This window comes from Sinomonas sp. P10A9 (genome assembly GCF_041022165.1).
In the GTDB taxonomy this organism is placed as follows: domain Bacteria; phylum Actinomycetota; class Actinomycetes; order Actinomycetales; family Micrococcaceae; genus Sinomonas; species Sinomonas puerhi.
On record NZ_CP163302.1, the window covers coordinates 1,964,623 to 1,988,762 of the forward strand.

The 24,140-nt window shown below is 68.1% G+C and carries 21 protein-coding genes and 1 tRNA gene; 13 read left to right on the forward strand and 9 right to left on the reverse strand.

Annotation, left to right across the window (positions count from 1 at the left end):
* Window positions 1-60: 60 nt before the first annotated feature.
* Window positions 61-660 carry an ANTAR domain-containing response regulator gene (locus tag AB5L97_RS08940; RefSeq protein ID WP_369047396.1) on the reverse strand — a complete coding sequence of 200 codons (600 nt, stop codon included), beginning with the start codon at window positions 658-660 and terminating at the stop codon, window positions 61-63.
* A 112-nt stretch (window positions 661-772) separates the two neighbouring features.
* On the opposite strand from AB5L97_RS08940, the gene AB5L97_RS08945 reads away from it, so the two are divergent.
* Window positions 773-854: transfer RNA gene (locus tag AB5L97_RS08945), tRNA-Leu, on the forward strand.
* A gap of 88 nt (window positions 855-942) precedes the next feature.
* Here the strand turns inward: AB5L97_RS08945 and AB5L97_RS08950 are convergent.
* Window positions 943-2,652, reverse strand: coding sequence for an ABC1 kinase family protein (locus AB5L97_RS08950; RefSeq protein ID WP_369047235.1), 1,710 nt, complete (start codon window positions 2,650-2,652; stop codon window positions 943-945).
* Between the two features lie 5 nt (window positions 2,653-2,657).
* Complete coding sequence (locus AB5L97_RS08955) at window positions 2,658-3,200, reverse strand: PadR family transcriptional regulator (protein WP_369047236.1); 543 nt, start codon at window positions 3,198-3,200, stop codon at window positions 2,658-2,660.
* Window positions 3,201-3,318: 118 nt separating this feature from the next.
* Here AB5L97_RS08955 and AB5L97_RS08960 point away from each other — a divergent pair, with 118 nt between their 5' ends.
* On the forward strand, window positions 3,319-3,882 hold the full coding sequence (locus AB5L97_RS08960; RefSeq protein ID WP_307956499.1) for a dihydrofolate reductase family protein: 564 nt from the start codon (window positions 3,319-3,321) through the stop codon (window positions 3,880-3,882).
* Between the two features lie 52 nt (window positions 3,883-3,934).
* Here AB5L97_RS08960 and AB5L97_RS08965 read toward each other — a convergent pair whose 3' ends face one another.
* Complete coding sequence (locus AB5L97_RS08965) at window positions 3,935-4,471, reverse strand: hotdog fold thioesterase (RefSeq protein WP_369047237.1); 537 nt, start codon at window positions 4,469-4,471, stop codon at window positions 3,935-3,937.
* 121 nt (window positions 4,472-4,592) lie between these two features.
* On the opposite strand from AB5L97_RS08965, the gene polA reads away from it, so the two are divergent.
* From polA to AB5L97_RS08990, 5 genes are all read left to right on the forward strand, one after another.
* Window positions 4,593-7,232: a DNA polymerase I gene (polA, locus tag AB5L97_RS08970; RefSeq protein WP_423246849.1), complete on the forward strand. Its 2,640-nt coding sequence runs from the start codon at window positions 4,593-4,595 to the stop codon at window positions 7,230-7,232.
* Window positions 7,232-8,578 (forward strand): GNAT family N-acetyltransferase, encoded by a 1,347-nt coding sequence (locus AB5L97_RS08975; RefSeq protein ID WP_369047239.1) that lies wholly within the window; start codon window positions 7,232-7,234, stop codon window positions 8,576-8,578. Before polA ends, AB5L97_RS08975 begins: the two co-directional genes overlap by 1 nt.
* Before the next feature lie 414 nt (window positions 8,579-8,992).
* Window positions 8,993-9,637, forward strand: coding sequence for a polysaccharide deacetylase family protein (locus AB5L97_RS08980; protein ID WP_369047240.1), 645 nt, complete (start codon window positions 8,993-8,995; stop codon window positions 9,635-9,637).
* A 173-nt stretch (window positions 9,638-9,810) separates the two neighbouring features.
* On the forward strand, window positions 9,811-11,280 hold the full coding sequence (rpsA, locus tag AB5L97_RS08985) for a 30S ribosomal protein S1 (RefSeq protein ID WP_307956494.1): 1,470 nt from the start codon (window positions 9,811-9,813) through the stop codon (window positions 11,278-11,280).
* Window positions 11,281-11,583: 303 nt separating this feature from the next.
* On the forward strand, window positions 11,584-12,018 hold the full coding sequence (locus AB5L97_RS08990; protein WP_307956493.1) for a flavodoxin family protein: 435 nt from the start codon (window positions 11,584-11,586) through the stop codon (window positions 12,016-12,018).
* Here the strand turns inward: AB5L97_RS08990 and AB5L97_RS08995 are convergent.
* On the reverse strand, window positions 11,934-12,686 hold the full coding sequence (locus AB5L97_RS08995; protein ID WP_369047241.1) for a TetR/AcrR family transcriptional regulator: 753 nt from the start codon (window positions 12,684-12,686) through the stop codon (window positions 11,934-11,936). The two genes, AB5L97_RS08990 and AB5L97_RS08995, sit on opposite strands and share 85 nt — an antisense overlap.
* Window positions 12,687-12,789: 103 nt before the next feature.
* Here AB5L97_RS08995 and AB5L97_RS09000 point away from each other — a divergent pair, with 103 nt between their 5' ends.
* On the forward strand, window positions 12,790-13,320 hold the full coding sequence (locus AB5L97_RS09000) for a cupin domain-containing protein (RefSeq protein ID WP_369047243.1): 531 nt from the start codon (window positions 12,790-12,792) through the stop codon (window positions 13,318-13,320).
* A gap of 114 nt (window positions 13,321-13,434) precedes the next feature.
* Here AB5L97_RS09000 and AB5L97_RS09005 read toward each other — a convergent pair whose 3' ends face one another.
* A complete protein-coding gene (locus AB5L97_RS09005; protein ID WP_369047244.1) occupies window positions 13,435-14,112 on the reverse strand; it encodes a YigZ family protein in 678 nt (225 codons plus the stop codon).
* Between the two features lie 39 nt (window positions 14,113-14,151).
* Between AB5L97_RS09005 and coaE the strand changes: the two genes are divergently transcribed.
* The 4 genes from coaE (at window position 14,152) to AB5L97_RS09025 (ending at window position 18,783) form a co-directional block, all read left to right on the forward strand.
* On the forward strand, window positions 14,152-14,772 hold the full coding sequence (gene coaE, locus AB5L97_RS09010) for a dephospho-CoA kinase (protein ID WP_369047245.1): 621 nt from the start codon (window positions 14,152-14,154) through the stop codon (window positions 14,770-14,772).
* Entirely contained in the window at window positions 14,769-15,116 is a 348-nt protein-coding gene (locus AB5L97_RS09015; protein WP_369047246.1) for a hypothetical protein, read from the forward strand. The genes coaE and AB5L97_RS09015 overlap by 4 nt, the downstream gene beginning before the upstream one ends.
* 84 nt (window positions 15,117-15,200) lie before the next feature.
* The gene (gene uvrB / locus AB5L97_RS09020; RefSeq protein ID WP_369047247.1) at window positions 15,201-17,318 is read left to right on the forward strand and encodes an excinuclease ABC subunit UvrB; all 2,118 of its coding nucleotides are present in this window, start codon (window positions 15,201-15,203) and stop codon (window positions 17,316-17,318) included.
* The gene (locus tag AB5L97_RS09025) at window positions 17,311-18,783 is read left to right on the forward strand and encodes an MFS transporter (RefSeq protein WP_369047248.1); all 1,473 of its coding nucleotides are present in this window, start codon (window positions 17,311-17,313) and stop codon (window positions 18,781-18,783) included. Before uvrB ends, AB5L97_RS09025 begins: the two co-directional genes overlap by 8 nt.
* A 30-nt stretch (window positions 18,784-18,813) precedes the next feature.
* Here the strand turns inward: AB5L97_RS09025 and AB5L97_RS09030 are convergent, their stop codons facing one another.
* The 3 genes from AB5L97_RS09030 to AB5L97_RS09040 all read right to left on the reverse strand — a co-directional run bounded on the left by AB5L97_RS09030 (window position 18,814) and on the right by AB5L97_RS09040 (window position 23,297).
* Window positions 18,814-20,082, reverse strand: a complete 1,269-nt coding sequence (locus tag AB5L97_RS09030; protein ID WP_423246835.1) for an alpha/beta fold hydrolase — start codon at window positions 20,080-20,082, stop codon at window positions 18,814-18,816.
* Window positions 20,083-20,189: 107 nt separating this feature from the next.
* Window positions 20,190-20,738 (reverse strand): GNAT family N-acetyltransferase, encoded by a 549-nt coding sequence (locus AB5L97_RS09035; protein ID WP_307956484.1) that lies wholly within the window; start codon window positions 20,736-20,738, stop codon window positions 20,190-20,192.
* 9 nt (window positions 20,739-20,747) lie between these two features.
* Entirely contained in the window at window positions 20,748-23,297 is a 2,550-nt protein-coding gene (locus AB5L97_RS09040; protein WP_369047249.1) for a DEAD/DEAH box helicase, read from the reverse strand.
* Between the two features lie 34 nt (window positions 23,298-23,331).
* Between AB5L97_RS09040 and AB5L97_RS09045 the strand changes: the two genes are divergently transcribed.
* Window positions 23,332-24,138 (forward strand): trans-aconitate 2-methyltransferase, encoded by an 807-nt coding sequence (locus AB5L97_RS09045; RefSeq protein WP_369047250.1) that lies wholly within the window; start codon window positions 23,332-23,334, stop codon window positions 24,136-24,138.
* The last annotated feature ends 2 nt before the right edge of the window (window positions 24,139-24,140 follow it).

A 24,140-nucleotide genomic window follows, 5' to 3' on the forward strand; every position in this document is an offset into this window, starting at 1 on the left:
GTTGTCCGAGGACCTGTTGTCCGACGACGCGGATGTTGCCGTCGTCGCCGGACTCCGACCTCAGGTGACCTGGTTGATGATGGTCTCCGAGACCTCGCGCATGCTCAGCCGGCGGTCCATCGACGTCTTCTGGATCCAGCGGAATGCCTCGGGCTCCGTGAGGCCCATCTTCGTGATGAGGAGGCTCTTGGCGCGCTCAACGAGCTTGCGCGTGGCGAACTGCTCCTTGAGGTCCGTGACCTCGGACTCGAGGGCCTTGATCTCCTCGTGGCGCGAGAGCGCGATCTCGAGGGCGGGGAGGAGGTCGTTGGGCGTGAACGGCTTGACGACGTAGGCCATCGCACCGGCGTCGCGGGCGCGCTCGACGAGTTCCTTCTGGCTGAAGGCGGTCAGGAGCACGACGGGAGCGATGCGCGCCTTGACGATCTTCTCGGCGGCCGTGATGCCGTCCATGATGGGCATCTTGACGTCCATCAGCACGAGGTCCGGCTTGAGCTGCTCGGCGAGCTCGACGGCGCGCTGCCCGTTGTCGGCCTCGGCGACGACGTCGTAGCCCTCCCCGCGGAGGATCTCGATGATGTCGAGACGGATGAGAGTCTCGTCCTCGGCCACGATGACGCGGCGCGTTGGCGCAGAGGTGTCCGTCTTCTCATCGGCCAGGCCGGGCTGGGGGGTCTTATCTGACACGCGGGCTCCTTGAGAGTCAGGCGGATGTTTCTGCCCTCGATCCTACCGGGTACAGTAGTCGCGGAGGCCACCCAGGTGGCCGTTGGCCCGAGTGGCGGAATTGGCAGACGCGCCGCACTCAAAATGCGGTATCGAAAGGTGTGTGGGTTCGAGTCCCACCTCGGGCACAGTGTCTTCTGGGTTCGGAGGCGTTGGGAACCGCGGCCCGGTCACTGCTCGCAGGGCCTTGAGCGCCGTCCCCGCTGGCCACGTGACTCAGCGACCGCGGCGCCCCACCCACAGCCCGTGGAGCAACGGAACCACAGACACGATCATGAGCACGCTGCCGAGCGTCGAGTCGTCCGCCCGGACCACGGAACCTGCGATGAGCAAGGCGCCGAATACGAGAGCCGATGCCGATCGCTGGGCCGCGCGGTTAAGGCGCGCCATCTGCCGTTCCAGACGCGGATTGGCCACGGACAGTGAACCGTCCTCGATGCGGGCGACAAGCCCGTCCAGGCGTTTCGGCAGACGCAAGACGAGTCCCGCTGCATCGAGCGCCTCCTGGGCTACGTCCTGCACGATGTTGCCACGCTCGTCGCGCAGCAGCTGCGCCGCGTAGGGCTCGACCGCATCCCACAGATTGAAGCGAGCGTCCAGCGAGCTGCACACGCCCGAGGTCAGTGACATCGCCCGGATGATGAGCAGGAAATTCTCGGGCAACTGGAAGGGCAGCGAGCGGACGACGTCGCCGAACTCCACGGCGAAGTCAAGGAACTCCTTCTGGTCCACCTCGCGAAGCTCGGCGAAGCCCATCCCACCAAACCGGGCGAAGAGCTGTGTCATCGCCCGCTCAAGCTCGGTTGTGTCGGTTGACGGCACCAGGGCGCCTATGTCGTTGATCGCGGCTATCAGGCCCTTTCCGTCACGCGAGGCGGCCGCGATCAGGAGCTTCCGCAGGCCGCTGCGGGTGCTGGACGGAACCTCGCCCATCATGCCGAAGTCGATGAACGTCAGCTTCCACGGGCGTCCTGCGGGTGAATCCTCAGCCGGAGTGACGAAGATGTTGCCGGGGTGCGGATCGGCGTGGAAGAAGCCGTTCTTGAACATCTGGTCGAACATGACCGACGCAAAAACGGGGGCAACCTGCACCGGATCGATTCCCGCCGCAAGCAGTGCCTTCAAGTCCGTGATCTTGATCGCCGAGACGTCTGCGAGCGTGAGCACGCGGCGGGTGGTCCACTCCCAGGCGACGTCGGGCACACCCACACGGTCGTCATCGGCGAAATCAGCCGCGAAGCGCTCTGCATTCGCTGCCTCATGCAGGTAGTCGATCTCCTCCAAACTTGTCTGCGCGAACTCTTCGACGAGAGCCGCCACGTCCACCCGATCGGACACCACCCGCACGTGGCGGAGCCAGCCTCCTACCTTGCGTAGTGCGGCCAGATCGACCTCGACAATCGCGTCGATTCCAGGGCGCTGCACCTTCACCACCACGCCCTCGACCCCCGCTTCCGCGGCATGGACGGGAAGGAGTTGCGCACGGTGCGCCTGGCCGAGGGATGCCGCGGCGAGTGGGATCTCCTCGAGCGACGAGAAGACCTGGTCCAGGCGGCCCAGTTCCGCCTCGGCGAGTGCGCAGATTGCGGGGAACCGGACCGGGGGCACCTCATCTTGCAGACCCTCGAGCTCTTTCGTGATCTCAGGCGGAAGCACGTCCAGCCTGGACGAGAGGAACTGGCCCACCTTGATCATCAGGCCGCCCAAGTCGACCGCGAGCAGGTGGAAGCGCTGCGCGAAGCGCCGCATCCTCGCGGTGCGAGTGCGCTCGGCAATGCCGCCCAGCCCAACCCGTGGGAGAACCAGCTCGAACCACCAGGTGACGGCGAGGTGCCACCCGGCGAAGCGCAGGATTCGCCGGTAACGGGCACGGGTGCCCCCCGCGCCGGGTACCGGGTCCCCTCGGTCCCGACGAATCGACGTCACCCCCGTCAGTCCTGGGCGAGGATCGCATACAGACGACGGCGTGCCTCGTCGAGCACTGCCACGGCCCGCTCCACCTGCTCCGGCGACCCGGTACGCCCCACTTGGGCGGCGGCCTGAGCGAGCTCGACACCGGCCCTCGGAAGCGCCGCGAACCCGGTGCCGGATGCCGCACCTGTCGACTCCCAAGGCGCAGACGATTCGGCGCGCGCAGCGTCGTCCCGACCTGTCTCCGTCAGCGAGTAGATCCTTCGGCCGCCGGACTCCTCGGCACTGATGAGCCCTTCATCTGCCAACAGCTGCAGCGTGGGGTAGACGGAGCCGGCGCTCGGCTTCCAGCCGCCACTGCTGCGCTCCTCGATCTCACGGATGATCTGATAGCCATGCATCGGCTGTTCCGTAAGGAGGGCCAGCACCGCCGACCGCACCTCGCCTTGCCCTGCGCGGGTGCCTGAGCGCTTCTCAAACCGTGAACGCAGCTCCTCGACGGCCTGGAAGATCCCATCGATACGGGGGGCGCCAAATTTACCCGCCGGGAATGAATTGCGCATTCTGCTCTCCTGGAGTGAATCGAGAACGATAGGTCTTGACGGTAGCGCCGCAGTCTGGCCAAGTCCACGGCCGCCGAAGGTTCTGGGAAAGCCGTGGTGGCGTGGCTAGTGTGGGGCCATGTCTGACTTCGTGTACTTCGTGGGAAGCAGCCTGGACGGCTACATCGCGCAGGACAACGGTGGCCTCGACTGGCTCACCGCCTTCGATTCCGTCGAGGGCCTCGGGGCGTCCTACAAGGCGTTCGAGGCAGGGGTCGGATGCATCGCGATGGGCGGCGGAACGTATGAGTGGATTCGCGCACACGTACCCGGCCAATGGCCCTACAAGGTGCCATGCTGGGTCTTCACCCACCACGAGCTCGGTGTGGACGACGGCGCTGACGTGGTCCTCGTGCGCGGCGATGTCGACACCTTCGCGGAAGAGCTGCGCCGTGACGCGGGGGAGAAGGACGTGTACATCGCGGGCGGAGGATCGCTCGCGGGGCAGTTCCTTGCCGCGGGGCTCATTGACCGCATCGTGCTCACGATCGTCCCGGTCGCGCTCGGCGGCGGCGTCCCGGTGCTGGGCGGAAACCCGCTGGGTGTCCCCTCGGAGTTCACACTCGAGGGCCTCACTGAACGCGATGGCACCGTGGAGCTGCGCTACCGGAGGAGCATGCCGCCGCCCGCGCCGGGCGACTGACCGGGTCAACGCGCCCCGATGCGGACGGGCATCACCCCCGGCCGGACCCTCATCAGCCGGCGCGGGATCCCGCCGGGTTGTCCCGCACGAGGTTCGTGATGCGTGCCGTGCACACGCGGTGCCCCTCGTCGTCGGTGATGACGATCTCATGGGTCGCGATGGTCCGCCCGAGGTGCAGGGCGGTGCACGTTCCGCGCACTCGGCCCAGGGCCGCGGGGCGGTGGTGGGTCGCGTTGAGGTCAACGCCCACCGCATGGCGGCCCGGGCCGGCATGGACCCACGCGGCGAAGGAGCCGAGCGTCTCCGCGAGGACTGCGCTCGCGCCGCCATGGAGGATGCCTGCCACCTGCGTATTCCCTGCCACCGGCATGGTCGCGACCGCGCGTGCGGCGGAGAGTTCCTCGAAGACGATGCCCAGCTTGACCACGAGGGCCCCGACGCCGTGCGCGGCCAGAAGCGGTCTCAGCCCGACCGGGATCCCCGCCGCTTCGAGCTCCGCAGCGACCGCGGGATCGACCGGATTTCCGGGCGGATCGGCGGACGGACGGGCATCGGAGGCCGCTGCGGGCCGAATGAAATTGTCATGCATGGCCACTAGGCTGGCACCTGTGACTGAAACCAGCCAAACCCTCGCCGCACCCGCCACCTCCATCTCGGGGGGAGCCAGCGGGGGAGAGCGGCCGAGGCTGCTGGTCCTCGACGGGCACTCGATGGCCTTCCGGGCCTTCTTCGCACTCCCTGCTGAGAGCTTCGTCAATGCGGCGGGGCAGCACACGAACGCGGTCCACGGCTTCACGTCGATGCTCATCAACCTCGTGCGCGACCAGAAGCCCACCCACATCGCGGTCGCCTTCGATGTCAGCGACGAGACGACGCACCGCAAGGCCGAATACAGCGAGTACAAGGGAGGCCGCAACGCGACGCCGCCCGAGTTCGCCGGGCAGATCGGCTACATCAAGCGGGTCATGGACGCCTTGGGCATCCGCACGATGGAGCTGCCCGGCCACGAGGCCGACGATATCCTTGCTACCCTCGCGGCCCAGGGGTCGGCTGCGGGCTACGAGGTCCTCCTCGTCTCGGGAGACCGGGACACGTTCCAGCTCGTCAATGACAACGTGTTCGTGCTCTACCCGCGCAAGGGCGTGAGCGACATCCCGCGCATGGACGCCGCCGCGATCGAGGAGAAGTACTTCGTTCCGCCCGCACGGTATCCGGATCTGGCGGCGCTCGTCGGCGAGAGCGCCGACAACCTTCCGGGCGTCCCCGGAGTCGGCCCCAAGACCGCGGCCAAGTGGATCACCCAGTACGACGGTCTCGAGGGCGTTCTCGCCCACGCCAGCGAGATCAAGGGCAAGGCGGGGGAGAGCCTCCGGGACAACATGGAGTCCGTCCAGCGCAACCGCCGGCTCAACCGGCTCCTCACCGATCTCGAACTGCCGGTCGCTCTCGACGAGCTCGCGGATCCGCGGCCCGAGCGCGCTGCCGTGGAGTCGCTCTTCGACGAGCTCGAGTTCAAAGCCCTCCGCACGCGCGTCTATGACATCTTCGACACCGAAGGCCCCGAGGGGGTCGAGGACGCCTTCCACGTTCCGCCGCACACCGTCGCGGCGGACGACGGCGCGCTGGTCGCCGCGCTCGAGGCCCTCGCCGCGGGCGCGGGTGAGGCACCCGTGGCGGTCGCCGTCCGCACCGACGGGGGCAGCCCCCGGCCGGCAGCAGAGTCGATTGCACTCGCGACGGCGGAATCGGCGGTTGTGGTGCCCGTCGAGGCCGGGGTTCCCGCACCGCTGCGAGCGTGGCTCGCAGACGCATCAGTGCCCAAGGCCATGGCCGAGTTCAAGGAGGCAGCCAAGGCCCTGCGCGGTCTGGGTGCGGAGGTCGCGGGCCTCATGGACGACGTCTCGATTTCGGGCTACCTCGCAGAACCGGACCGGCGCTCCTACGCGCTGGCCGATCTCGCGCAGCACCACCTGGGCATCGAGCTCGCTGCCGGCGGGCCGCAGACGGGCCAGCTCGCGCTTGACCTGGCCGGCGCGGAAGCCGCGGCCGCGGCGCTCGCCCGGGAGGCCGCCGTCGTGCGCGCCCTCCACGATACGCTCGCCCCGCAGCTCGAGCAGTTCGGTGCGACGGCTCTCCTGCGGGAGATGGAGCTACCGCTCTCCCGGGTCCTGCTGGACATGGAGTGGGCGGGCATTACCGTCGATGAGAAGCAGATCGATGGACTCCTTGACGAGCTCGGTGCGACGAGCGAGCAGGCGGCCGCGGCCGCCTACGAGGCCATCGGGCACGAGGTCAACCTCGGCTCGCCCAAGCAGCTCCAGACGGTCCTCTTCGAGGAACTCGAGCTTCCCAAGACCAAGAAGATCAAGACCGGGTACACGACCGACGCCGCCTCGCTCAAGGAGCTCCTGGACAGGACCGGGCACCCGTTCCTCGAAGCGCTCATGGCCCACCGTGAGTCGAGCAAGCTGAGGCAGATGGTCGAGACGCTCAAGAGGGCAGTCACGAAGGACGGGCGCATCCACACGACCTACGCGCAGACCATCGCCGCGACCGGGCGGCTCTCCTCCAACAACCCCAACCTCCAGAACATCCCGATCCGCTCCGAGGAGGGGCGCCGCGTGCGCGACGTGTTCGTTGCCGGCGAGGGATACGAGTCGCTGCTCTCGGCCGACTACTCGCAGATCGAGATGCGCATCATGGCGCACCTCTCCGGCGACGAAGGACTCATCGAGGCGTACCGCGCAGGTGAGGACCTGCACCGGTTCGTGGGCTCGCGCATCTTCCACGTCGAGCCGGCGGACGTGACGAGCGAGATGCGGTCCAAGGTCAAGGCGATGTCCTACGGCCTGGCCTACGGGCTCTCATCCTTCGGCCTGTCCAAGCAGCTGGAGATCTCGGTCGACGAGGCGAGGACCCTCATGAAGGACTACTTCGACCGGTTCGGTGCGGTGCGGGACTACCTCCGTGGCGTCGTCGAGCAGGCCCGGCAGGACGGCTACACCCAGACCATCTTCGGTCGCCGCCGGTACCTGCCCGATCTCACGAGCCCGAACCGGGCGCACCGCGAGCTGGCCGAGCGCATCGCCCTCAACTCGCCGATCCAGGGATCGGCCGCGGATATCATCAAGCGGGCCATGATCGGCGTTGAGGGCCAGCTCCGCGAGCGTGGGATCGGGTCGCGGCTGCTGCTCCAGATCCACGACGAGCTCGTGGTCGAGGTGGCTCCCGGCGAGGAGGCCACCGTGCGGGAGATCGTCGAGGCCGAGATGGGAGGCGCCGCCGAGCTGAGCGTTCCGCTCGACGTCCAGATCGGCGTCGGTCGGACGTGGAACGAGGCCGGCCACTGATGACCGTGCAGCCTGGATCGTCTCCCGCAGACGCCTACGAGATCCGTCGGTTCCGCGCAGCGCCGGCCACGGCGCCGGACTTCGGCGTGACCGAGCAGTGGATCCGCGCCGTCAACTATGGCTTCTACGAGAAGGCCATCGGCGAGGAGTATCTCGCGAAGATCGCCCAGGCCTACCTCGATGACGACCGCGAGCTGACCGGCGCCTATGAGACCCTGGCGTCGGGGTCGCCGGCGTTTGGCCACGAGCGGCCAGTGGCCACCTTCGGCACGCTGCGCAAGACGCTCAATGTCGGCCACGGCCAGTTGGTCCAGGCCCACCTCGTCACGGCAGTGACAGTGCGCACCGATCATCGTCGGCGCGGACTCCTGCGCCGCCTCATGGGGGAGGACCTCGCGCGCGCGAAGGCCGACGGCGTTGCGATCGCAGCCCTGACTGCTTCGGAGGCGTCGATCTATCGGCGGTTCGGCTTTGGGGTTGCGACGCGGGAGCGCAGGATCACAGTGACGACGGGACCCCAGTTCCGACTGGCCGTCCCCACGAGTGGCCGGGTCATCGCGGCGGAGCCGTCCGCCATGCTTGACCTTGCGCCGAAGATCTTCGCTCGGGCCCATCGGGCCACTCCCGGCTCGGTGGACCGCCAGGAGCGGTACCGGCTCCGAGCGGCGGGCCAGTGGGACCACGAGACGGGCGGCACCGATGCGGCGCTCCGCGTCGCCGTGCACCTCGACGACGACGGCACGGCCGACGGCTACGCGGCGTATTCGTTCAGGGGCTGGGACCACGAGCCCGCGACCGTCAGCATCCGCGATCTCGTCGCAGCGACACCAGAGGCCTATCTGGGCCTGTGGGACTATCTCGGCTCGCTCGATCTCATCCGCAGCGTGGAGTGGGACGAGGCGCCCGTTGAAGACCCGCTCGCGTGGGCGCTCGTGGATCCACGGGCTATCCGCCTCGGCGTCGACACCGACATGCTGTGGCTTCGGATCCTCGATGTCGAGGCAGCGCTCGGCGCCCGCCACCTCGCACACGACGGCGAGCTCGTGCTCCGCGTCGAGGACCCCCTCGGCTTCACGACCGGCACATACCGGCTCGCTGTGTCCGCGGGGAGGAGCCATATTGAGCGTCTGGCGGACGACGACACCACGCCCGGGGACCTCGCCCTGGACATCGCGGAGCTTTCCTCCGTCTATGTGGGCGGCGTGAGCCCTGTGACCTTGGCCGAAGCGGGGCGGATCCGTGCGGGCAGGTCTGGGGGTTCTGCCCGACTCGTCACGGACGCTTCGCTCACGCTCGCGCGGATGTTCGCCGTCGAACGCCCCGCCCATTGCTCCACGCACTTCTGACGCAGCGCCGCGACTTCACCATCCGTTCACCGGACCGTTCTCGGGCGCGGTAAATTGGAAGGGACGGAGGCTGGCGCGCTCCCGGTAGTTGGCGCCAGCGGCCGTACACTCCCCAGCACCCTTCCCCAGCACCTCCCCGGAGTCTCCTTGCCCACGCGCCGCAGCGTCCTCGTTGCTTTCTCTGCTCTTGCCCTCGGCGGATGCTCGGCACCCGCGCCGTCCGGCTCCGCCTCTCCGGTGGCAGCTTCGGCGGCCTCGGTGGCCGATGCTGCTGCTGCTGCTGATACCGCGGTGGACGTCGTCACAACTCCTCCGACTGTTCCGGCACATGCTTCCCCAACTCCGCCTCGTCCGACGCTTGAGCAGGTCCAGGCGCGGTTCGGTGGGCGGGCGCCGAAGACTTGGGGACTCGACGTGCCCGGCGTCGCGACCCGCTCGGGCGCGGGCACAGTCGCGCTGACCTTCGACGCCTGCGGTGGCACAGGCGGCAACGGCGTGGACGGAAGGCTCATCTCGGCCCTCAGGAAGAACAAGGTTCCCGCGACGCTGTTCCTGAATGCCCGCTGGATTGCTGCCAACCCCGGGACGAGCGCGGAGCTCGCAACAGACCCGCTCTTCGAGCTCGCCGACCATGGCACCGTCCACCGACCGCTGTCCGTGAATGGGCGCAGCGCGTATGGCATCGCGGGCACGGCGTCCCTTGCAGCGGTGTATGAGGAGCTCGTCTCGAACCGGGCGCACCTCGAAGCACTCGTCCCCGAGCCGGGGCGGTGGTACAGGCCCGGAACCGCCTACTACGATGAGGTGTCCGCGGAGGTGACGCGCGCCGTCGGCCTTGTTCCGGTGAATTTCTCCGTCAATGGCGACGGCGGTGCGACGTTCTCTGCCTCCCAGGTGGTGACGGCGGTGGGGGCGGTGGGCCCAGGGGATATCGTGATCAGCCACATGAACCGGCCGGGGTCCGGGACGGCTCCCGGCTATGAGGCGGTCCTGCCGCGATTGCTGGACAGAGGAGTCACGTTCGCTACGCTGTCGAAGGCCGGCCTCGCCTTGGCGTGATGCCGCCCCAGCTTTTGACCCGCATTGCGCGCGCCGATTAGACTGGACGGGCGCGTATTGCGCGCGACAAGCACAGTTAGACAATCACCTCTTCGGTCTGTTCACGAGTGCGGCCTGTGCCGCGCCCATGGTCCGGCCGACTGACCAACTATCCACATCGGAGCCCCTACTACATGACCATCACCTCCACGACGACGTCTACCACGCCGCAGGTCGCCATCAACGACATCGGCACGCCCGAGGAGTTCCTCGCGGCCGTCGATGCCACCATCAAGTACTTCAACGACGGCGATCTCGTTGAGGGCACTGTTGTCAAGGTTGACCGCGACGAGGTCCTGCTTGACATCGGCTACAAGACGGAGGGTGTCATCCCCTCCCGTGAGCTGTCCATCAAGCACGACGTCGACCCGAGCGACGTTGTCGCCGTCGGCGACCAGGTCGAAGCCCTCGTCCTCACCAAGGAGGACAAGGAAGGGCGCCTGATCCTCTCCAAGAAGCGTGCCCAGTACGAGCGCGCGTGGGGCGACATCGAGAAGATCAAGGAGGAGGACGGCGTCGTCACCGGCACCGTCATCGAGGTGGTCAAGGGTGGCCTCATCCTCGACATCGGCCTCCGCGGCTTCCTGCCGGCCTCGCTGGTCGAGATGCGCCGCGTCCGCGATCTTGCGCCGTACATCGGCCAGAAGATCGAGGCCAAGATCATCGAGCTCGACAAGAACCGCAACAACGTGGTCCTGTCCCGCCGCGCATGGCTCGAGCAGACCCAGTCCGAGGTCCGCTCGTCCTTCCTCAACAAGCTCGAGAAGGGCCAGGTCCGCACGGGCGTCGTCTCCTCGATCGTCAACTTCGGTGCGTTCGTTGACCTCGGCGGCGTCGACGGCCTCGTGCACGTCTCGGAGCTGTCCTGGAAGCACATCGACCACCCGTCCGAGGTTGTCGAGGTCGGCCAGGAGGTCACCGTCGAGGTTCTCGAGGTCGATCTCGACCGCGAGCGTGTCTCCCTCTCGCTCAAGGCGACGCAGGAAGACCCGTGGCAGACCTTCGCCCGGACGCACGCCCTCGGCCAGGTTGTTCCGGGCAAGGTCACGAAGCTCGTTCCGTTCGGCGCGTTCGTCCGCGTCGAGGACGGCATCGAGGGCCTCGTGCACATCTCCGAGCTGGCTGTCCGCCACGTGGACCTCGCCGAGCAGGTTGTCTCGGTGGGCGACGAGCTCTTCGTCAAGGTCATCGACATCGACCTCGAGCGTCGCCGGATCTCCCTGTCGCTCAAGCAGGCCAACGAGGGCGTGGACCCGGACTCGACCGAGTTCGACCCGGCGCTCTACGGCATGGCTGCCGAGTACGACGAGGAGGGCAACTACAAGTACCCGGAGGGCTTCGACCCGGAGTCCAACGAGTGGCTTGAGGGCTACGAGACGCAGCGCGCCGCGTGGGAGCAGCAGTACGCCGACGCCCAGACCCGCTGGGAGGCGCACAAGAAGCAGGTTGCGCAGCACCTCTCGGACGACGCGGCCGCCGCGTCGGGCCACCACGAGTCGTCGGCGCCGACCACGTACTCCTCGGAGGCTCCGGCAGCCGAGCACGGCACTCTCGCCTCGGACGAGGCGCTTGCTGCGCTTCGTGAGAAGCTGACCGGCAACTGATCCCGCTCGCGGCCGCCTAGGCCGCGGGATCGACACCGTCATCAAGGGCGGGTCCTGCTATGGCAGGGCCCGCCCTTGACGTGCATCTCAACCCCGCTGTGCGTGACGGCCTTGTCGAGCATTGCAGCCTTGCCGCGTGGTCAGCCGGCTGTACAGTGCATGCAACCCGTATTTCAGACAGCATTTTCAGGCGTTTTCGGGTCCTTTGCCCCTTCTCCGGCGCGGCCGTGCTTCCTAATCTGGCCAGTGGAGGCGGGTTACACCCCAGCACCCGCCTCCGCCTATCGTGCCGGGAGGACCTCCATGGACGCTGTTGTGGTGTATGCGTCGCAGTTCGGCAACACACGGCAGATCGCCGAGGCGATCGGGCGCGGTCTGGGTCCGGACGCGCGTGTTCTCGAGGCCGACGGGTTTTCGCCCGCGCAGCTGAGCCCGGGCTCGCTGCTTGTCGTGGGCAGCCCGATTGTCGGGTGGAAGCCGCTCGAGGGCCTGGGCGTCTGGCTGGATGGACTGGTCCCCGGGGTGCTCGACGGCGTGCGCACGGCCGCTTTCGACACCCGCGTCAAGCTCTTCATCCATGGAGACGCGGCGAAGAAGATTGAGCAGGCGCTCGAGAAGGCGGGCGCTGAGCGCGCAGCCGACCCGACGTGGTACTACGTGGCAGGGAGCGAGGGGCCGCTGCTTGACGGCGAGATCGAGCGCGCAGAGGCGTGGGGGAGAGAGCTCGCGGCTGCCTGACGTGCGGCGACATTGACGGCCGTCTCGAACTGGCGGCCGAGCCAGGCACTGAACTCGTCTTCGCTCCATCCGCGGCCCAGGACGAGGGCGAGGTAGTGTGCCGGATCGTTCAGGAGCCAGAGTGCGTCGGTGGCGCGTTCGGCGGTCGGGGTGCCCATGGCCCACCGGCCGGCCTCGATGTCCTCGAGCCGTGCGATGACCATCGCCGCTCCCCGCCTGCGGTTGTCGACGGTTGCCCGCCAGAGGTCCCGCGTATCCTCCCCAACGTCGGCTGCGCGTCGCGCTGCCTCGAACAGCAGTGCCGCCCGGGAGCCGATGACCGTGCACACGTGCGCGTAGGCGGCGAAGAGCTCTTCCCGATCCCGTGCTTCAACCACGGGCCGGAACCAGGGCCGCTGCGCTACGGGGACCGGGTCGTCGTCCCCCGCCAAGGCCTCATCGAGCGCCTCCTTGAGCAGCGCGCACTTGGATCCGAAGACCGTGGTGACGGTTGGCCGGGCGACGCCGGCGGATTCTGCGATCTGGGCCAATGATGTCGCAGCATAGCCCGCGGCGCGGAAGTGCTCGGCCGCGGCGGTGAGTACCGCGCGGCGCGTCTGACGGGCAGCCTCCTCGCGCCGCGGTGAGACGTAGGAGCGGGTCTCGTTTCCTCCCTTGACGCTGACCATAGGTCGACCCTACCGTGGTCTTATTCAAAAGACATCGTCTAATGAATATCTCTCAGACGTTCAATTGACCGGTGTAGGACCAGGGGAAGCGATGGAAGCCGCGATGCAGACAGCCCAGAAGACCGAAGCAGCACAGGACACCGGAGCAGTGCCGGAGAGGGCGCACGGCGCTCGGGTCCTCGCGGCGAGCGAGGGTCAGGCGTATTGGTTCCTCGGATCGAAAGTCATCGTCAAGGCCTCAGGGGAGCAGACCCGGAACCGTCTCACGGTCCTCGACTTCGTCAACCCGCCGGGATTTGCGCCCCCGGTGCACCGGCACCTGGTCGAAGACGAGTGCTTCTACGTCATCTCGGGCTGGGCCACCTTCGTGGTGGACGGGCAGAGGCTCCCCGCTGGCCCCGGTGACTTCGTATACCTCCCCGTGGGGAGCACGCACACGTTCATCGTGGGCGACGGCGCGCCGCTGCACACGCTTCAGATCACCGTTCCCGCGGGTTTCGAGGAGTTCACAGCCGAGGCTGGCGAGCCGGTCACGGGCGACACGCCTCCCGACACTCCGCTCGACCCTGTGGCGCTGACCGCGGCGGCGGCGCGCCATCAGATCGAGATCCTCGGTCCGCCGCCGGTCCACTAGTGCGCCTATAAGAGCTCCCAAACCCTGTGGCCACGGCACCGAGTCCCAGCCTCGGTGGCGGGGTCGCGGTGTTCCGAAGGGCGACCGGGCCGGTCGGCGAAAGGGGACTCGCTGTCAGGAGACATCGACCCACGAAGTGCCGAGCGGCACCGCCCGAGTCGCACCGCCGGTCAGGCTTGCCAGACGCGCTGCAAATGCCGCTGCGCGGGCATCCGAGTCCTCGAGCGCGATCCTGAGCGTTGCGTCGCTCGGCCCGTAGTCCGTTCCGAGCACGACCACACCAGAGGTTCGCAGCTCGTTCTCGAGGCGTGGTGCTGCAGCGTGCGGTGCCTCGATCCCGAGAAGCCGGAGGCGCTGGCGCCGAACGAGCAGCGCGGAGTCGAGTCCGGCGGACACCGATTCCGAGTAAGCCCTGACGAGTCCGCCGGCGCCCAGAAGGATTCCCCCGAAATACCTCACCACGACGGCGACGACGTCGCTCAGATCCGTCACGCCGTCGTGCGTCTCCCGTTTGGTGAGGGCATCCAGCATCGGGATGCCGGCGGTTCCCGCGGGCTCACCGTCATCGCTGCTGCGCTGGATGGTGCGGTCTGGGCCGAGGACGAACGCGCTGCAGTGGTGGCGCGCGTCATGGAACTCGCGCCTTAGGTCGGCGATCAGTGCGCGCGCTCCCTCTTCGGCGTCAACCCGCGCCAAGACCGTGATGAACCGCGAGCGCTTGATCTCGAGCTCATGGCGGCTTGCGCCGGCGACGGTCGTGTACGCCGTGGCACGGCTCGGGGTCTCGGTCACTGTCCCCAGTCTAGGAGGTTGCTCGATTACGCTGGACAGGTGCTGAGTATCGGGCTGACGGGCGGGATCGCGTCGGGGAAATCGGAAGTGTCACGGCGGTTGGCCGAGCGAGGCGCCGTCATTGTAGATGCGGACCTGCTCGCTCGCGAGGCCGTCGATGCAGGCTCGGACGGGCTTGCCGAGGTTGTTTCTGCGTTCGGGCAGGGCGTGCTCACGGCTGACGGCGCGCTCGACCGTGCGGCGCTCGGCGCCATTGTCTTCGCGGATCCGGCAAGGAGGGAGACGCTCAACGCCATTGTCCATCCGCGGGTGCGCGCCCGTGCCGCCCAGATCGCCGCCGCCGCGGTCGCTGCAGATCGGCAGGCCGTGATCGTCCAGGACATTCCCCTCCTTGTCGAGACGGGACAGGCGGGCAACTTCGACGTCGTCGTGGTGGTGGATGCGCCCGATGACGTGCGGGTCGCCAGGCTGCTGGCTCGCAACGGCATGTCCGAGGCGGAGGCCCGCTCGCGGATTGCCGCCCAGGCTACCCGTGAAGAGCGCCTTGCTGCCGCGGACCACGTCATTGCCAACACTGGATCGCTGGCGGAGCTGCGCGAGGCTGTGGACAGGCTCTGGGATGATGTTCTGGCCCCGGCGGCAGCCAAGCAGGGGACGTGACGGCGCTGCCGCCCGAGGCCCGCTCGCCTCGCGAGCCGGAGGGCCCGAGGCGCAAGCATCTTGAGGGCGCCAATCTGGGAGGAGTCCGCGCTCTCGCCTGGTCCGGTGCGGTGCTCATGGCCGTTGCCGCGATCGTCTGGCTTGCCCTCGGTGGCCGCAGCGAGGCGATGGCCGGCCACGATGCGGGGTGGAAGGGCGTGGTCGCCGGCACCGCGTTCGGGCTCGCATGGGTCGTGTGGTTCGCCGCCGGCGTCTGGTTCCTCGTGCTGATGTCCGTTTCGGTCATGAATAGGCTCGACGACTCGTACCTGACGCGGACCCCCCTGCGGCGTCGGAAGAAGTAGCGCGGCCGGAAGAAGTAGTCAGCCCTCCGCGATCGCGCGGAGAAGCGGACCTGAGCTGTCCGCTGCCCGGCGTAGATTTGGTGCATGAGTCTTGCCCAGGAGATCAACCGCGTCGTCGCACCGTTCGAGGTGGTCAGCGATTACCAGCCGGCAGGGGACCAGCCTGCGGCCATCGCGGACATCGCGGAGCGGATCCAGAACGGTGAGAAGGACGTCGTGCTGCTCGGTGCGACCGGCACGGGCAAGAGTGCGACGACCGCATGGGTCATCGAGAAGCTCCAGCGGCCCACGCTCGTCATGGTCCAGAACAAGACCCTCGCCGCGCAGCTCGCCAACGAATTCCGTGAGCTTCTGCCCAACAACGCGGTCGAGTACTTCGTCTCCTACTACGACTACTACCAGCCCGAGGCCTACGTCCCCCAGACGGATACCTTCATTGAGAAGGACTCCTCGATCAACGAGGAGGTCGAGCGGCTGCGGCACTCGGCCACGAATGCGCTCTTGACACGGCGTGACGTCATCGTTGTCGCAACCGTCTCGTGCATCTACGGCCTCGGCACGCCGGAGGAGTACGTGGCGGGCATGGTGACGCTGCGGCGCGGCATGGAGATGGACCGAGATGCCCTCCTGCGGAAGTTCGTATCCATGCAGTACGTACGCAACGACGTGGACTTCCACCGCGGCACCTTCCGCGTCCGTGGCGACACTGTCGAGATCATTCCGATGTACGAGGAGCAGGCGCTGCGGATCGAGTTCTTCGGCGATGAGGTCGAGTCGATCCACACGCTCCACCCCCTCACCGGGGAGGTGATCCGCGAGGAGACGGAGATGTACGTCTTTCCGGCGAGCCACTACGTCGCGGGGCCCGAACGCATGTCCCGCGCGATCAAGGGCATCGAGGACGAGCTGGCCGAGAGGCTCAAGCTGCTCGAGTCGCAGAACAAGCTCGTCGAAGCCCAGCGCCTGCGGATGCGCACCACCTACGACCTCGAGATGATGCAGCAGATGGGCTTCTGCAACGGCATCGAGAACTACTCGCGGCACATCGACGGCCGCGAGTCCGGGACCGCGCCGCACTGCCTCCTGGACTACTTCCCGGAGGACTTCCTCCTCGTCATCGACGAGTCCCACGTGACGGTTCCCCAGATCGGCTCGATGTACGAGGGCGATATGTCGCGCAAGCGCACCCTCGTGGAGCATGGCTTCCGGCTCCCCTCGGCGATGGACAACCGGCCCCTCAAGTGGGATGAGTTCCTCGAGCGCATCGGCCAGACGATCTACCTGTCCGCGACGCCGGGCAAGTATGAGCTGGGGAGGGCCGACGGCGTGGTGCAGCAGATCATCCGGCCCACCGGTCTCATCGACCCCGAGATCATCGTCAAGCCCACCAAGGGCCAGATCGACGACCTTCTCGGCGAGATCCGCGATCGGGCGGAGCGGGATGAGCGCGTGCTCGTCACGACCCTCACGAAGCGCATGGCCGAGGACCTCACCGAGTACCTGCTCGGGCATGGCGTCAGGGTCCAGTACCTCCACTCCGACGTCGACACGCTCCGGCGCGTCGAACTCCTCCGCGAGCTGAGACTCGGAACCTTCGATGTGCTCGTAGGCATCAACCTCCTGCGCGAGGGTCTCGACCTGCCCGAGGTCTCCCTCGTGAGCATTCTCGACGCGGACAAGGAAGGCTTCCTGCGGTCCTCGACCTCGCTCATCCAGACGATCGGCCGAGCAGCCCGGAACGTGTCCGGCCAGGTCCATATGTATGCGGACAGGATCACTGACTCGATGGCTCAGGCGATCGACGAGACGAACCGCCGCCGCGAGGTCCAGACCGCCTTCAACAAGGAGCGGGGCATCGATCCGCAGCCGCTTCGGAAGCGTATCGCGGACATCACGGACCAGCTCGCGCGCGAGGACGAGGACACGCGGGCCCTTCTCGAGGGCAGCCGAAGCGGCAAGGGCGGCAAGCGGACCAAGGGCACGTCGGCTGCCTCGGCACGCGAGCGCGCCGAATCTGAACTGCGGCGCGATGGGCTGGCCGCTGCCCCGGCCGAGGACCTCATCGGCCTCATCGAGCAGCTCACCGAACAGATGCACGGCGCCGCGGCTGAGCTCCAGTTCGAGCTCGCTGCACGCCTCCGCGACGAGGTGGGTGACCTCAAGAAGGAACTGCGGCAGATGCAGGCAGCCGGCCATGCGTGACGCCGACGAGGGCACTGTCGGCGCACACTTGTCGGCCGACGGTGCCAACCCGGCTGGCGAGATCCAGAACAGTGGTGGGCATCAAGGCAGTGGTGGGCCGCCGGCTGCGTCCGAAGTAGCGGTGCCCGCTGCGCACGACGGCGCCGCTCGCCGTCGGATTCAGCGGCGCACCGTCGGCGTCCTGGCCGTTGCCCAGCTCCTGAGCGGGCTCGGGAATGGCGCGACTCTCGCCATCGGATCGCTTCTTGCTGTTCAGTACGGGGGATCCGATGCATGGGCCGGTGCCGTCACGACGCTGCTCACGCTCACGGCAGCCGTTGCCGCCCTTCCACTGAGCGGTCTCGCGGCGGCCCGTGGACGGCGGACGGCGCTCGTGGCCGGACTTGGCCTTGCGGCACTCGGCGCGCTGAGCATCGTGCTGGCCACCATGGCATCGTCCCTCGCGCTGCTCCTCATTGGCGGCGCGCTGCTCGGAGTCGGATCGGCGGTGAACCTGCAGTCGCGCTTTGCCGCTGTAGACCTGGCCGACGCCGCGCACCGCGGCCGCGATCTCTCCCTCGTGGTCTGGTCGATCACCGTCGGCGCGGTCGCCGGCCCGAACCTCATCAAGCCCGGCGCGGCACTTGGGGCAGCCCTCCACCTGCCCGGGACAGCTGGACCCTTCCTCATCTCCGTGACCGGGATGGTGATGGCGGGAGCGCTGCTGTGGTTCGGTCTGCGGCCCGATCCGCTCCTCGAAGCACGGAAGCACGCGGCCGCACCGACGCCGGCCAGGATGTCCCGGCAGGTATACGCCCCGACGGGGCGGCAGGCCTGGCGAAAGGCCTTCGGCGGGGGTGTGCACGCGATCCGGACATCGCCGGGTGCCGGTTTGGCCGTCGCGGGAGTCGTGGTGGCCCATGCTGTCATGGTCGCCGTCATGTCGATGACTCCGTTGCATCTGCAGCAGGTCACGGTTGCGCCCATGGGAGCCATGGACCACTCGGGGCATGCCGACCAAGTGAGCACGGACTCTTTCGCGCTCATAGGATTCACGATCTCCCTGCACATCGCGGGAATGTACGCCCTTTCGCCGCTCATGGGCTGGCTCGCCGACAGGCTCGGTCGACGACGCGTCCTCGCGGGAGGCCATGGGATACTTCTGGTCTCCGTGGCGCTCGCTGCGATCGGCGCCTCGAGTCCCGCTGCGGTGACAGTGGCGCTGGTCCTCCTCGGGCTCGGCTGGTCCGCGGCAACGATTGCTGGCTCCGCGCTGCTGGCCGAAAGCGTGGGCGAGGCGCATCGCGTCCAAGCCCAGGGTGTGAACGACACGGCCATGGGGCTGGCCGGAGCACTCGGCGGTGCGCTCTCCGGCGTCGTGATGTCTCTTGTCGGATTCCCCGGCCTCGCCCTCGTCGCCGGTGCGTTCAGTGTGGCCCTCCTCGTGGGCGCGATGATGAGCAGAGGGCGACCGGCCCGTGTCTAACACGTGATGACCGCGCGGCCGGATTCACCCTCAGTCCGGATCTGCCATGCCGAGGAGCCTCGCGAAGATCGCTTCGCCGTCGTCGGTGATGCCGTCGTGGTGGAAGTCCGACGTCTCCCAGACCTGAAGGCCGCGCACACGGCCAGCCGTTTCGAGCGACAGTCCACGGTCTACGAAGATGTCGTCACGGTAGACCGCGGCGGCGGCCGGCACGGTGTTGGCCGCAAGCCGCGCGGAATCATACAGCGGCCCCCAGTCGGACTTCTGGGCGAGGATCTCGGCGGTATCGGCGAGCGGCACGAGCGCCGGATCCTGCTCGAAGTACCACGGCATGACCATCTCACCGAGCAACAGTGGCTCCGCGGCGTCGGCCTTGAACTCGGGGCGCTCATCGAGGACGCGCCACGCGGCCCAATCGCTGGCCCCGCCCTGGGCATAGATCGCCTCATGCAGGACGGCGTAGAGGGGGTTGGGCGCACGCGTCACGAGCCCTTGGACCTGAGCCAGGAACACATCCGACAGCCGCGCACCGTTCCCGCCGCCTGAGCCGCCCACCCCACCGCCGAAGGCGTCCTCGAGCAGATAGTGCAGCGTGTCGACGCGTGTGTTGCCCCCCAGCAGGCTCCCCACGAGCTGGAAGCGCTCGGGAGTGAGCCGCTCACCCGACGGTAGCCGCTCGTCGTGGTCCCTCAGGTGCCCGATCACGGCGGACACGGCCGCGCGGTCGTCGGGATACCAGCCGAAGTACTGGGCATTGCGTGCGGCAACCCGCTCGTAGGTCGCCCGGTAGACGCGTTCAGCCGGTCCCTCGAGGGGCGCAAGGCCGCCCGTGAGGAGCGCCCGACGCAGGCCGTGGGGTGCCAAGGAGAGATACGTGAGGGTGCAGAATCCGCCGTAGCTCTGGCCGAACACCGTCCAAGGGCCGGACCCGAGCTCCCGCCGGATCGCCTCGCAGTCCAGGACGATCGAGTCGGCGCGGAAGTGCGAGAGGTATTCTGCCTGCGCAGCGGCGCCCCCCCGGTGGGGGAGCGTGACGCGGTCGGCGGGGGTCGAGAGTCCCGTTCCCCGCTGGTCGAGCATCAGGATGCGGAAGTCCGCCGCGGCTGCCTTCATCCAGCCGCTCAGGCTCGTGACGCGATTGCCCCGGCCTCCCGGGCCGCCCTGCAGGAACACAAGCCACGGCAGCTTCTCGGCGGCTTGCGCAGGATGCGCGGCCGAGGTGTACTCCCGCGCGAACACCTCGATGAGCTCGCCGTCCGGCCGTCCATGGTCGATCGGGACCGCGAAGACATGCTCCACGGTCCGCAGTCCGCGGAACTCATGGCGTCCGACGATACGGTGGGCGAACGACGCCGCCACCCTCCCGCTGAGCCCACTGGTGCCTCGTGACGGACGCGGCGCTGTACTCACCGCCCGGCCCCGAAGGCGGCGAGGGCATCACCCGTGAGCCGGAAGGTGTCCCATTCATCCAGGGGCGATGCGCCCAGACTGCGGTAGAAACCGATCGAGGGTTCGTTCCACTTCAGGACGGCCCATTCGACGCGGGCGTAGCCGCGCTCGACGGCGATCCTCGCAAGCTCGGTGAGGAGCGCCTTGCCGTAGCCGCGGGCGCGGGCCTCGGGCCGAACGTACAGGTCCTCCAAATAGATCCCGTGGGTGCCCTCCCACGTCGAGTAGTTGAGGAACCAGAGCGCGAAGCCCAGCACCTCCGGCGAGCCGGATGTGCTGTCCTCGACGACATGGGCGAAGATCGCCGGATTCTCCCCGAAGAGCTGGTCCGTGAGCGCCTCGACCGAATTCTTGACGGCGTCCGGTTCCTTCTCATAGACCGCGAGCTCGTGGATGAGCTCGAGGATCGAGGGGACGTCATGGGGAGCGGCGGGCCGGAGGCTCGCTCGCGCGGGTGGGCGGGAAGAATCAGCGCGGCGGGGCACGGCAACGGATGAGGAACTCATACCTCCAACCTAACCGTCGAGCCTTCCGATCTTGGTCACGCGGATCACGGCGCTGCCAGCCGCATCGCTCTCGGCGAGGTCGACGTCGGCCGAGAAGCCCCAGTCACGGTTGCCGGCGGGATCGTCGAAGATCTGCCGCACGTGCCACAGGCCGGGCCTTTCATCGATGATGAGCAGCTGCGGGCCGCGTGCGTCGGGCCCGGTGGCGATGTCCTCGTGCTCCTCGAAGTAGCCGTCGAGCGCCTCCTCCCATGCCTCGACGCCGAACCCGGCCTCACCGTCGAGCGCGGCAAGTGCCTGGGAGTCCTCGTCCGCGAAGAGCTCGACGCGCCGGAACAGCTCGTTCCGGACCATGACACGGAATGCGCGCACGTTGGACGTGAGCGCCGGCGGGGGAGGCGGCGGGGCGTCATGGGTGTGGAGGTCCCTGCCGCTCGTGAGCTCCTCCCACTCGTCCAGGAGGCTCGAGTCCACCTGGCGGACCAGCTCGCCGAGCCAGGCGATGAGGTCCTCGAGGTCCTCTCGCAGAGCGTCCTGCGGGACCGTCTGGCGCAGGGCCTTGAACGCGTCGGTGAGGTACCGCAGTACGATGCCCTCGCTCCGGGCCAGCCCGTAGAACTGCACGAACTCGCCGAAGTCCATCGCCCTTTCGTACATGTCCCGCACGACGGACTTCGGCGCGAGCTCGAAGTCGCCGACCCACGGCGCGTGCTTGCGGTACTCCCCGAAGGCGGCCTCGAGGAGCTCCTTGAGCGGTTCGGGGTACGTCACAGCGTCGAGCGCGTTCATGCGCTCGGTGTATTCGATGCCGTCCGCCTTCATTGCCGCGACGGCCTCCGTGCGGGCCCGCTTGAGCTGGGCGGAAAGGATCTGCCGGGGCTTCTCGAGGGTTGCCTCGATGACGGAGACGACGTCGAGCGCGTACGACGGTGTCTCGGGACCGAGCAGGTCGAGCGCGGCGAGCGCGAAGGGGGACAGGGGCTGGTTGAGCGCGAAGTTCTCCTGGAGGTCCACCATGAGGCGCAGGGTGTGCCCGCTCGCGCGCTGTTCGGGCGTCAGCTCGCTGTCCGGGATCCGCTCGACGACGTCCGCGGCGATGAGTTCGCGCAGGATGCCCAGGGCGCGCCGCATGAGGCGCAGCTGCACGGGCCGCGGCTCGTGGTTCTCAGTGAGGAGCCGGTGGGCGGCCGCGAACGGGTTGCCGGGTCTGGCCATGAGGTTCAGGAGCATCGCATGCGTGACGGTGAAGCTCGAAGTCAGCGGCTCCGGCGAGCCCTCGACGAGCTTCTCGAACGTGGGCCGGCCCCACGAGACGAAACCCTCGGGCGGCTTCTTCTTCACGACCTGTCGCAGCTTGCGCTGGTCGTCGCCGAATTTCGCCCGGGCCTTGTCCATCGCGCGGTTGTTCTCGACCACATGCTCGGGCGCCTGCACGACGACGGTCCCGGCCGTGTCGTACCCGGCCCGCCCCGCGCGGCCCGCGATCTGGTGGAACTCGCGTGCGTTGAGGTGACGCGTCCGGGAACCGTCGAACTTGCTCAGCGCCGTGAGCAGGACCGTGCGGATGGGCACGTTGATCCCCACACCGAGCGTGTCCGTGCCGCAGATGACCTTGAGGAGGCCAGCCTGCGCGAGCTGCTCTACAAGGCGCCGGTACTTGGGCAGCATGCCCGCGTGATGGACGCCGATCCCGTGGCGAACGAGTCGGTTGAGCGTCTTGCCGAAGCCGGCCGCGAACCGGAAGTGCCCGATGAGCTCGGCGATCCGGTCCTTCTCCTCGCGCGTGCACATGTTCACGCTCATGAGCTGCTGGGCGCGCTCGATGGCCTCGAGCTGGCTGAAGTGCACCACGTAGACCGGGACCTGTTTGGTCGCGAGCAGTTCCTCGAGCGTCTCGTGGACGGGCTTCTCTTCGTAGTAGTAGTGCAGCGGAATGGGCCGTTCAGCGTGGGCGACGGTCGTCGTCGTGCGTCCCGTGCGCTCGGTGAGTTCCGTCTCGAAGCGGCTCACGTCGCCGAGGGTGGCGCTCATGAGGAGGAACTGCGCCTGGGGGAGCTCGAGGAGCGGCACCTGCCACGCCCAGCCGCGCTGCGGGTCCGAGTAGAAGTGGAACTCGTCCATGACCACCGGGCCGAGCTCGGCGGCGGCGCCTTCGCGGAGTGCATGGTTGGCGAGGATCTCGGCCGTGCAGCAGATGATCGGGGCATCGGGATTGACCGAGGAGTCTCCCGTGACCATGCCGACGTGCTCTGCGCCGAAGATCTCGCACAGGGCGAAGAACTTCTCCGAGACGAGCGCTTTGATCGGTGCGGTGTAGTAGCTGCGCTGGCCGGTCGCCAGGCCGTGGAAGTGTGCGGCGATCGCGACGAGGGACTTGCCGGAGCCCGTGGGCGTCGCGAGGATCACGTTGGCTCCCGACACGAGCTCGAGGACCGCCTCGTCCTGCGCGGGATAGAGGGACAGTCCCCGGTCTTCGGCCCAGCCCACGAAGGCGTCGTACACCGCATCGGCGAGGTCGGGGCGGGAGGACGGCGCGGGGATCAGGGTATCGAGTCGCATGGCGCCCCCAGACTATCCGGATTAGCGTGGTCCCATGAGTTCTCCCACGTGGGACCCGGCCCTGTACACCGCGTTCGGGGATCACCGTGCGCGGCCGTTCTACGACCTCACGGGCCGCATCGCCGCGAGCGCCCCGCGCCGGGTGGTCGACTTGGGCTGCGGGCCGGGCGGGCTCACCGCCTCTCTCGCGGACCGCTGGCCGGAGGCCCTCATCGAGGGCGTTGACAGCTCGGAGACGATGCTCGACGCCGCGCGCTCGCGGTTCGGGGCGCGCCAGGGCCTCGTGTTCACGCATGGAGACATCCTGCGGTGGGAACCGGCGGAGGACGTCGACGTGGTCGTCTCGAACGCAGCCCTCCAGTGGGTGCCGGGTCATCAGGGCCTCATCGGCCGGTGGCTCGAGCAGCTCGTCCCGGGAGCGTGGCTCGCGGTCCAGGTGCCCGGCAACTTCTCGGCGCCGTCGCACACCCTCATGCGCGAGCTCGCGGAGTCCTCCCAGTGGGACCAGCAGCTCCGTGGAGTGCTGCGCCACACCGACGCCGTTTCGGAGCCCTCGGGCTATCTCGAGCTCATGCTCGACGCCGGCTGGGACGCCGACGTCTGGGAGACCACCTACTGCCAGGTCCTCACGGGAGAGGACGCGGTGCTGAACTGGGTCCGAGGCACTGGCCTCCGCCCCGTGCTCGATGCGCTCTCGCCTCGGGAGGGAGCACAGTTCGAGGAGCAGTACAACCAGCTCCTCTTCGATGCCTACCCGACGGTGGAACGCAACGGCGTCGTCACCACGGTGTTCCCGTTCCGGCGGATCTTCCTGGTGGGCAGGAAGCCTGACGGCGCCTGAGC

Bases quoted from the DNA above. Each gene is read 5' to 3' on its own strand.
- AB5L97_RS08955 (WP_369047236.1), bottom strand. From the start codon at position 3,200: ATGCGCAATTCATTCCCGGCGGGTAAATTTGGCGCCCCCCGTATCGAT.
- AB5L97_RS08960 (WP_307956499.1), top strand. From the start codon at position 3,319: ATGTCTGACTTCGTGTACTTCGTGGGAAGCAGCCTGGACGGCTACATC.
- AB5L97_RS08965 (WP_369047237.1), bottom strand. From the start codon at position 4,471: ATGCATGACAATTTCATTCGGCCCGCAGCGGCCTCCGATGCCCGTCCG.
- polA (WP_423246849.1), top strand. From the start codon at position 4,593: ATGGCCTTCCGGGCCTTCTTCGCACTCCCTGCTGAGAGCTTCGTCAAT.
- AB5L97_RS08975 (WP_369047239.1), top strand. From the start codon at position 7,232: ATGACCGTGCAGCCTGGATCGTCTCCCGCAGACGCCTACGAGATCCGT.
- rpsA (WP_307956494.1), top strand. From the start codon at position 9,811: ATGACCATCACCTCCACGACGACGTCTACCACGCCGCAGGTCGCCATC.
- AB5L97_RS08990 (WP_307956493.1), top strand. From the start codon at position 11,584: ATGGACGCTGTTGTGGTGTATGCGTCGCAGTTCGGCAACACACGGCAG.
- AB5L97_RS08995 (WP_369047241.1), bottom strand. From the start codon at position 12,686: ATGGTCAGCGTCAAGGGAGGAAACGAGACCCGCTCCTACGTCTCACCG.
- AB5L97_RS09000 (WP_369047243.1), top strand. From the start codon at position 12,790: ATGCAGACAGCCCAGAAGACCGAAGCAGCACAGGACACCGGAGCAGTG.
- uvrB (WP_369047247.1), top strand. From the start codon at position 15,201: ATGAGTCTTGCCCAGGAGATCAACCGCGTCGTCGCACCGTTCGAGGTG.
- AB5L97_RS09025 (WP_369047248.1), top strand. From the start codon at position 17,311: ATGCGTGACGCCGACGAGGGCACTGTCGGCGCACACTTGTCGGCCGAC.
- AB5L97_RS09035 (WP_307956484.1), bottom strand. From the start codon at position 20,738: ATGAGTTCCTCATCCGTTGCCGTGCCCCGCCGCGCTGATTCTTCCCGC.
- AB5L97_RS09040 (WP_369047249.1), bottom strand. From the start codon at position 23,297: ATGCGACTCGATACCCTGATCCCCGCGCCGTCCTCCCGCCCCGACCTC.
- AB5L97_RS09045 (WP_369047250.1), top strand. From the start codon at position 23,332: ATGAGTTCTCCCACGTGGGACCCGGCCCTGTACACCGCGTTCGGGGAT.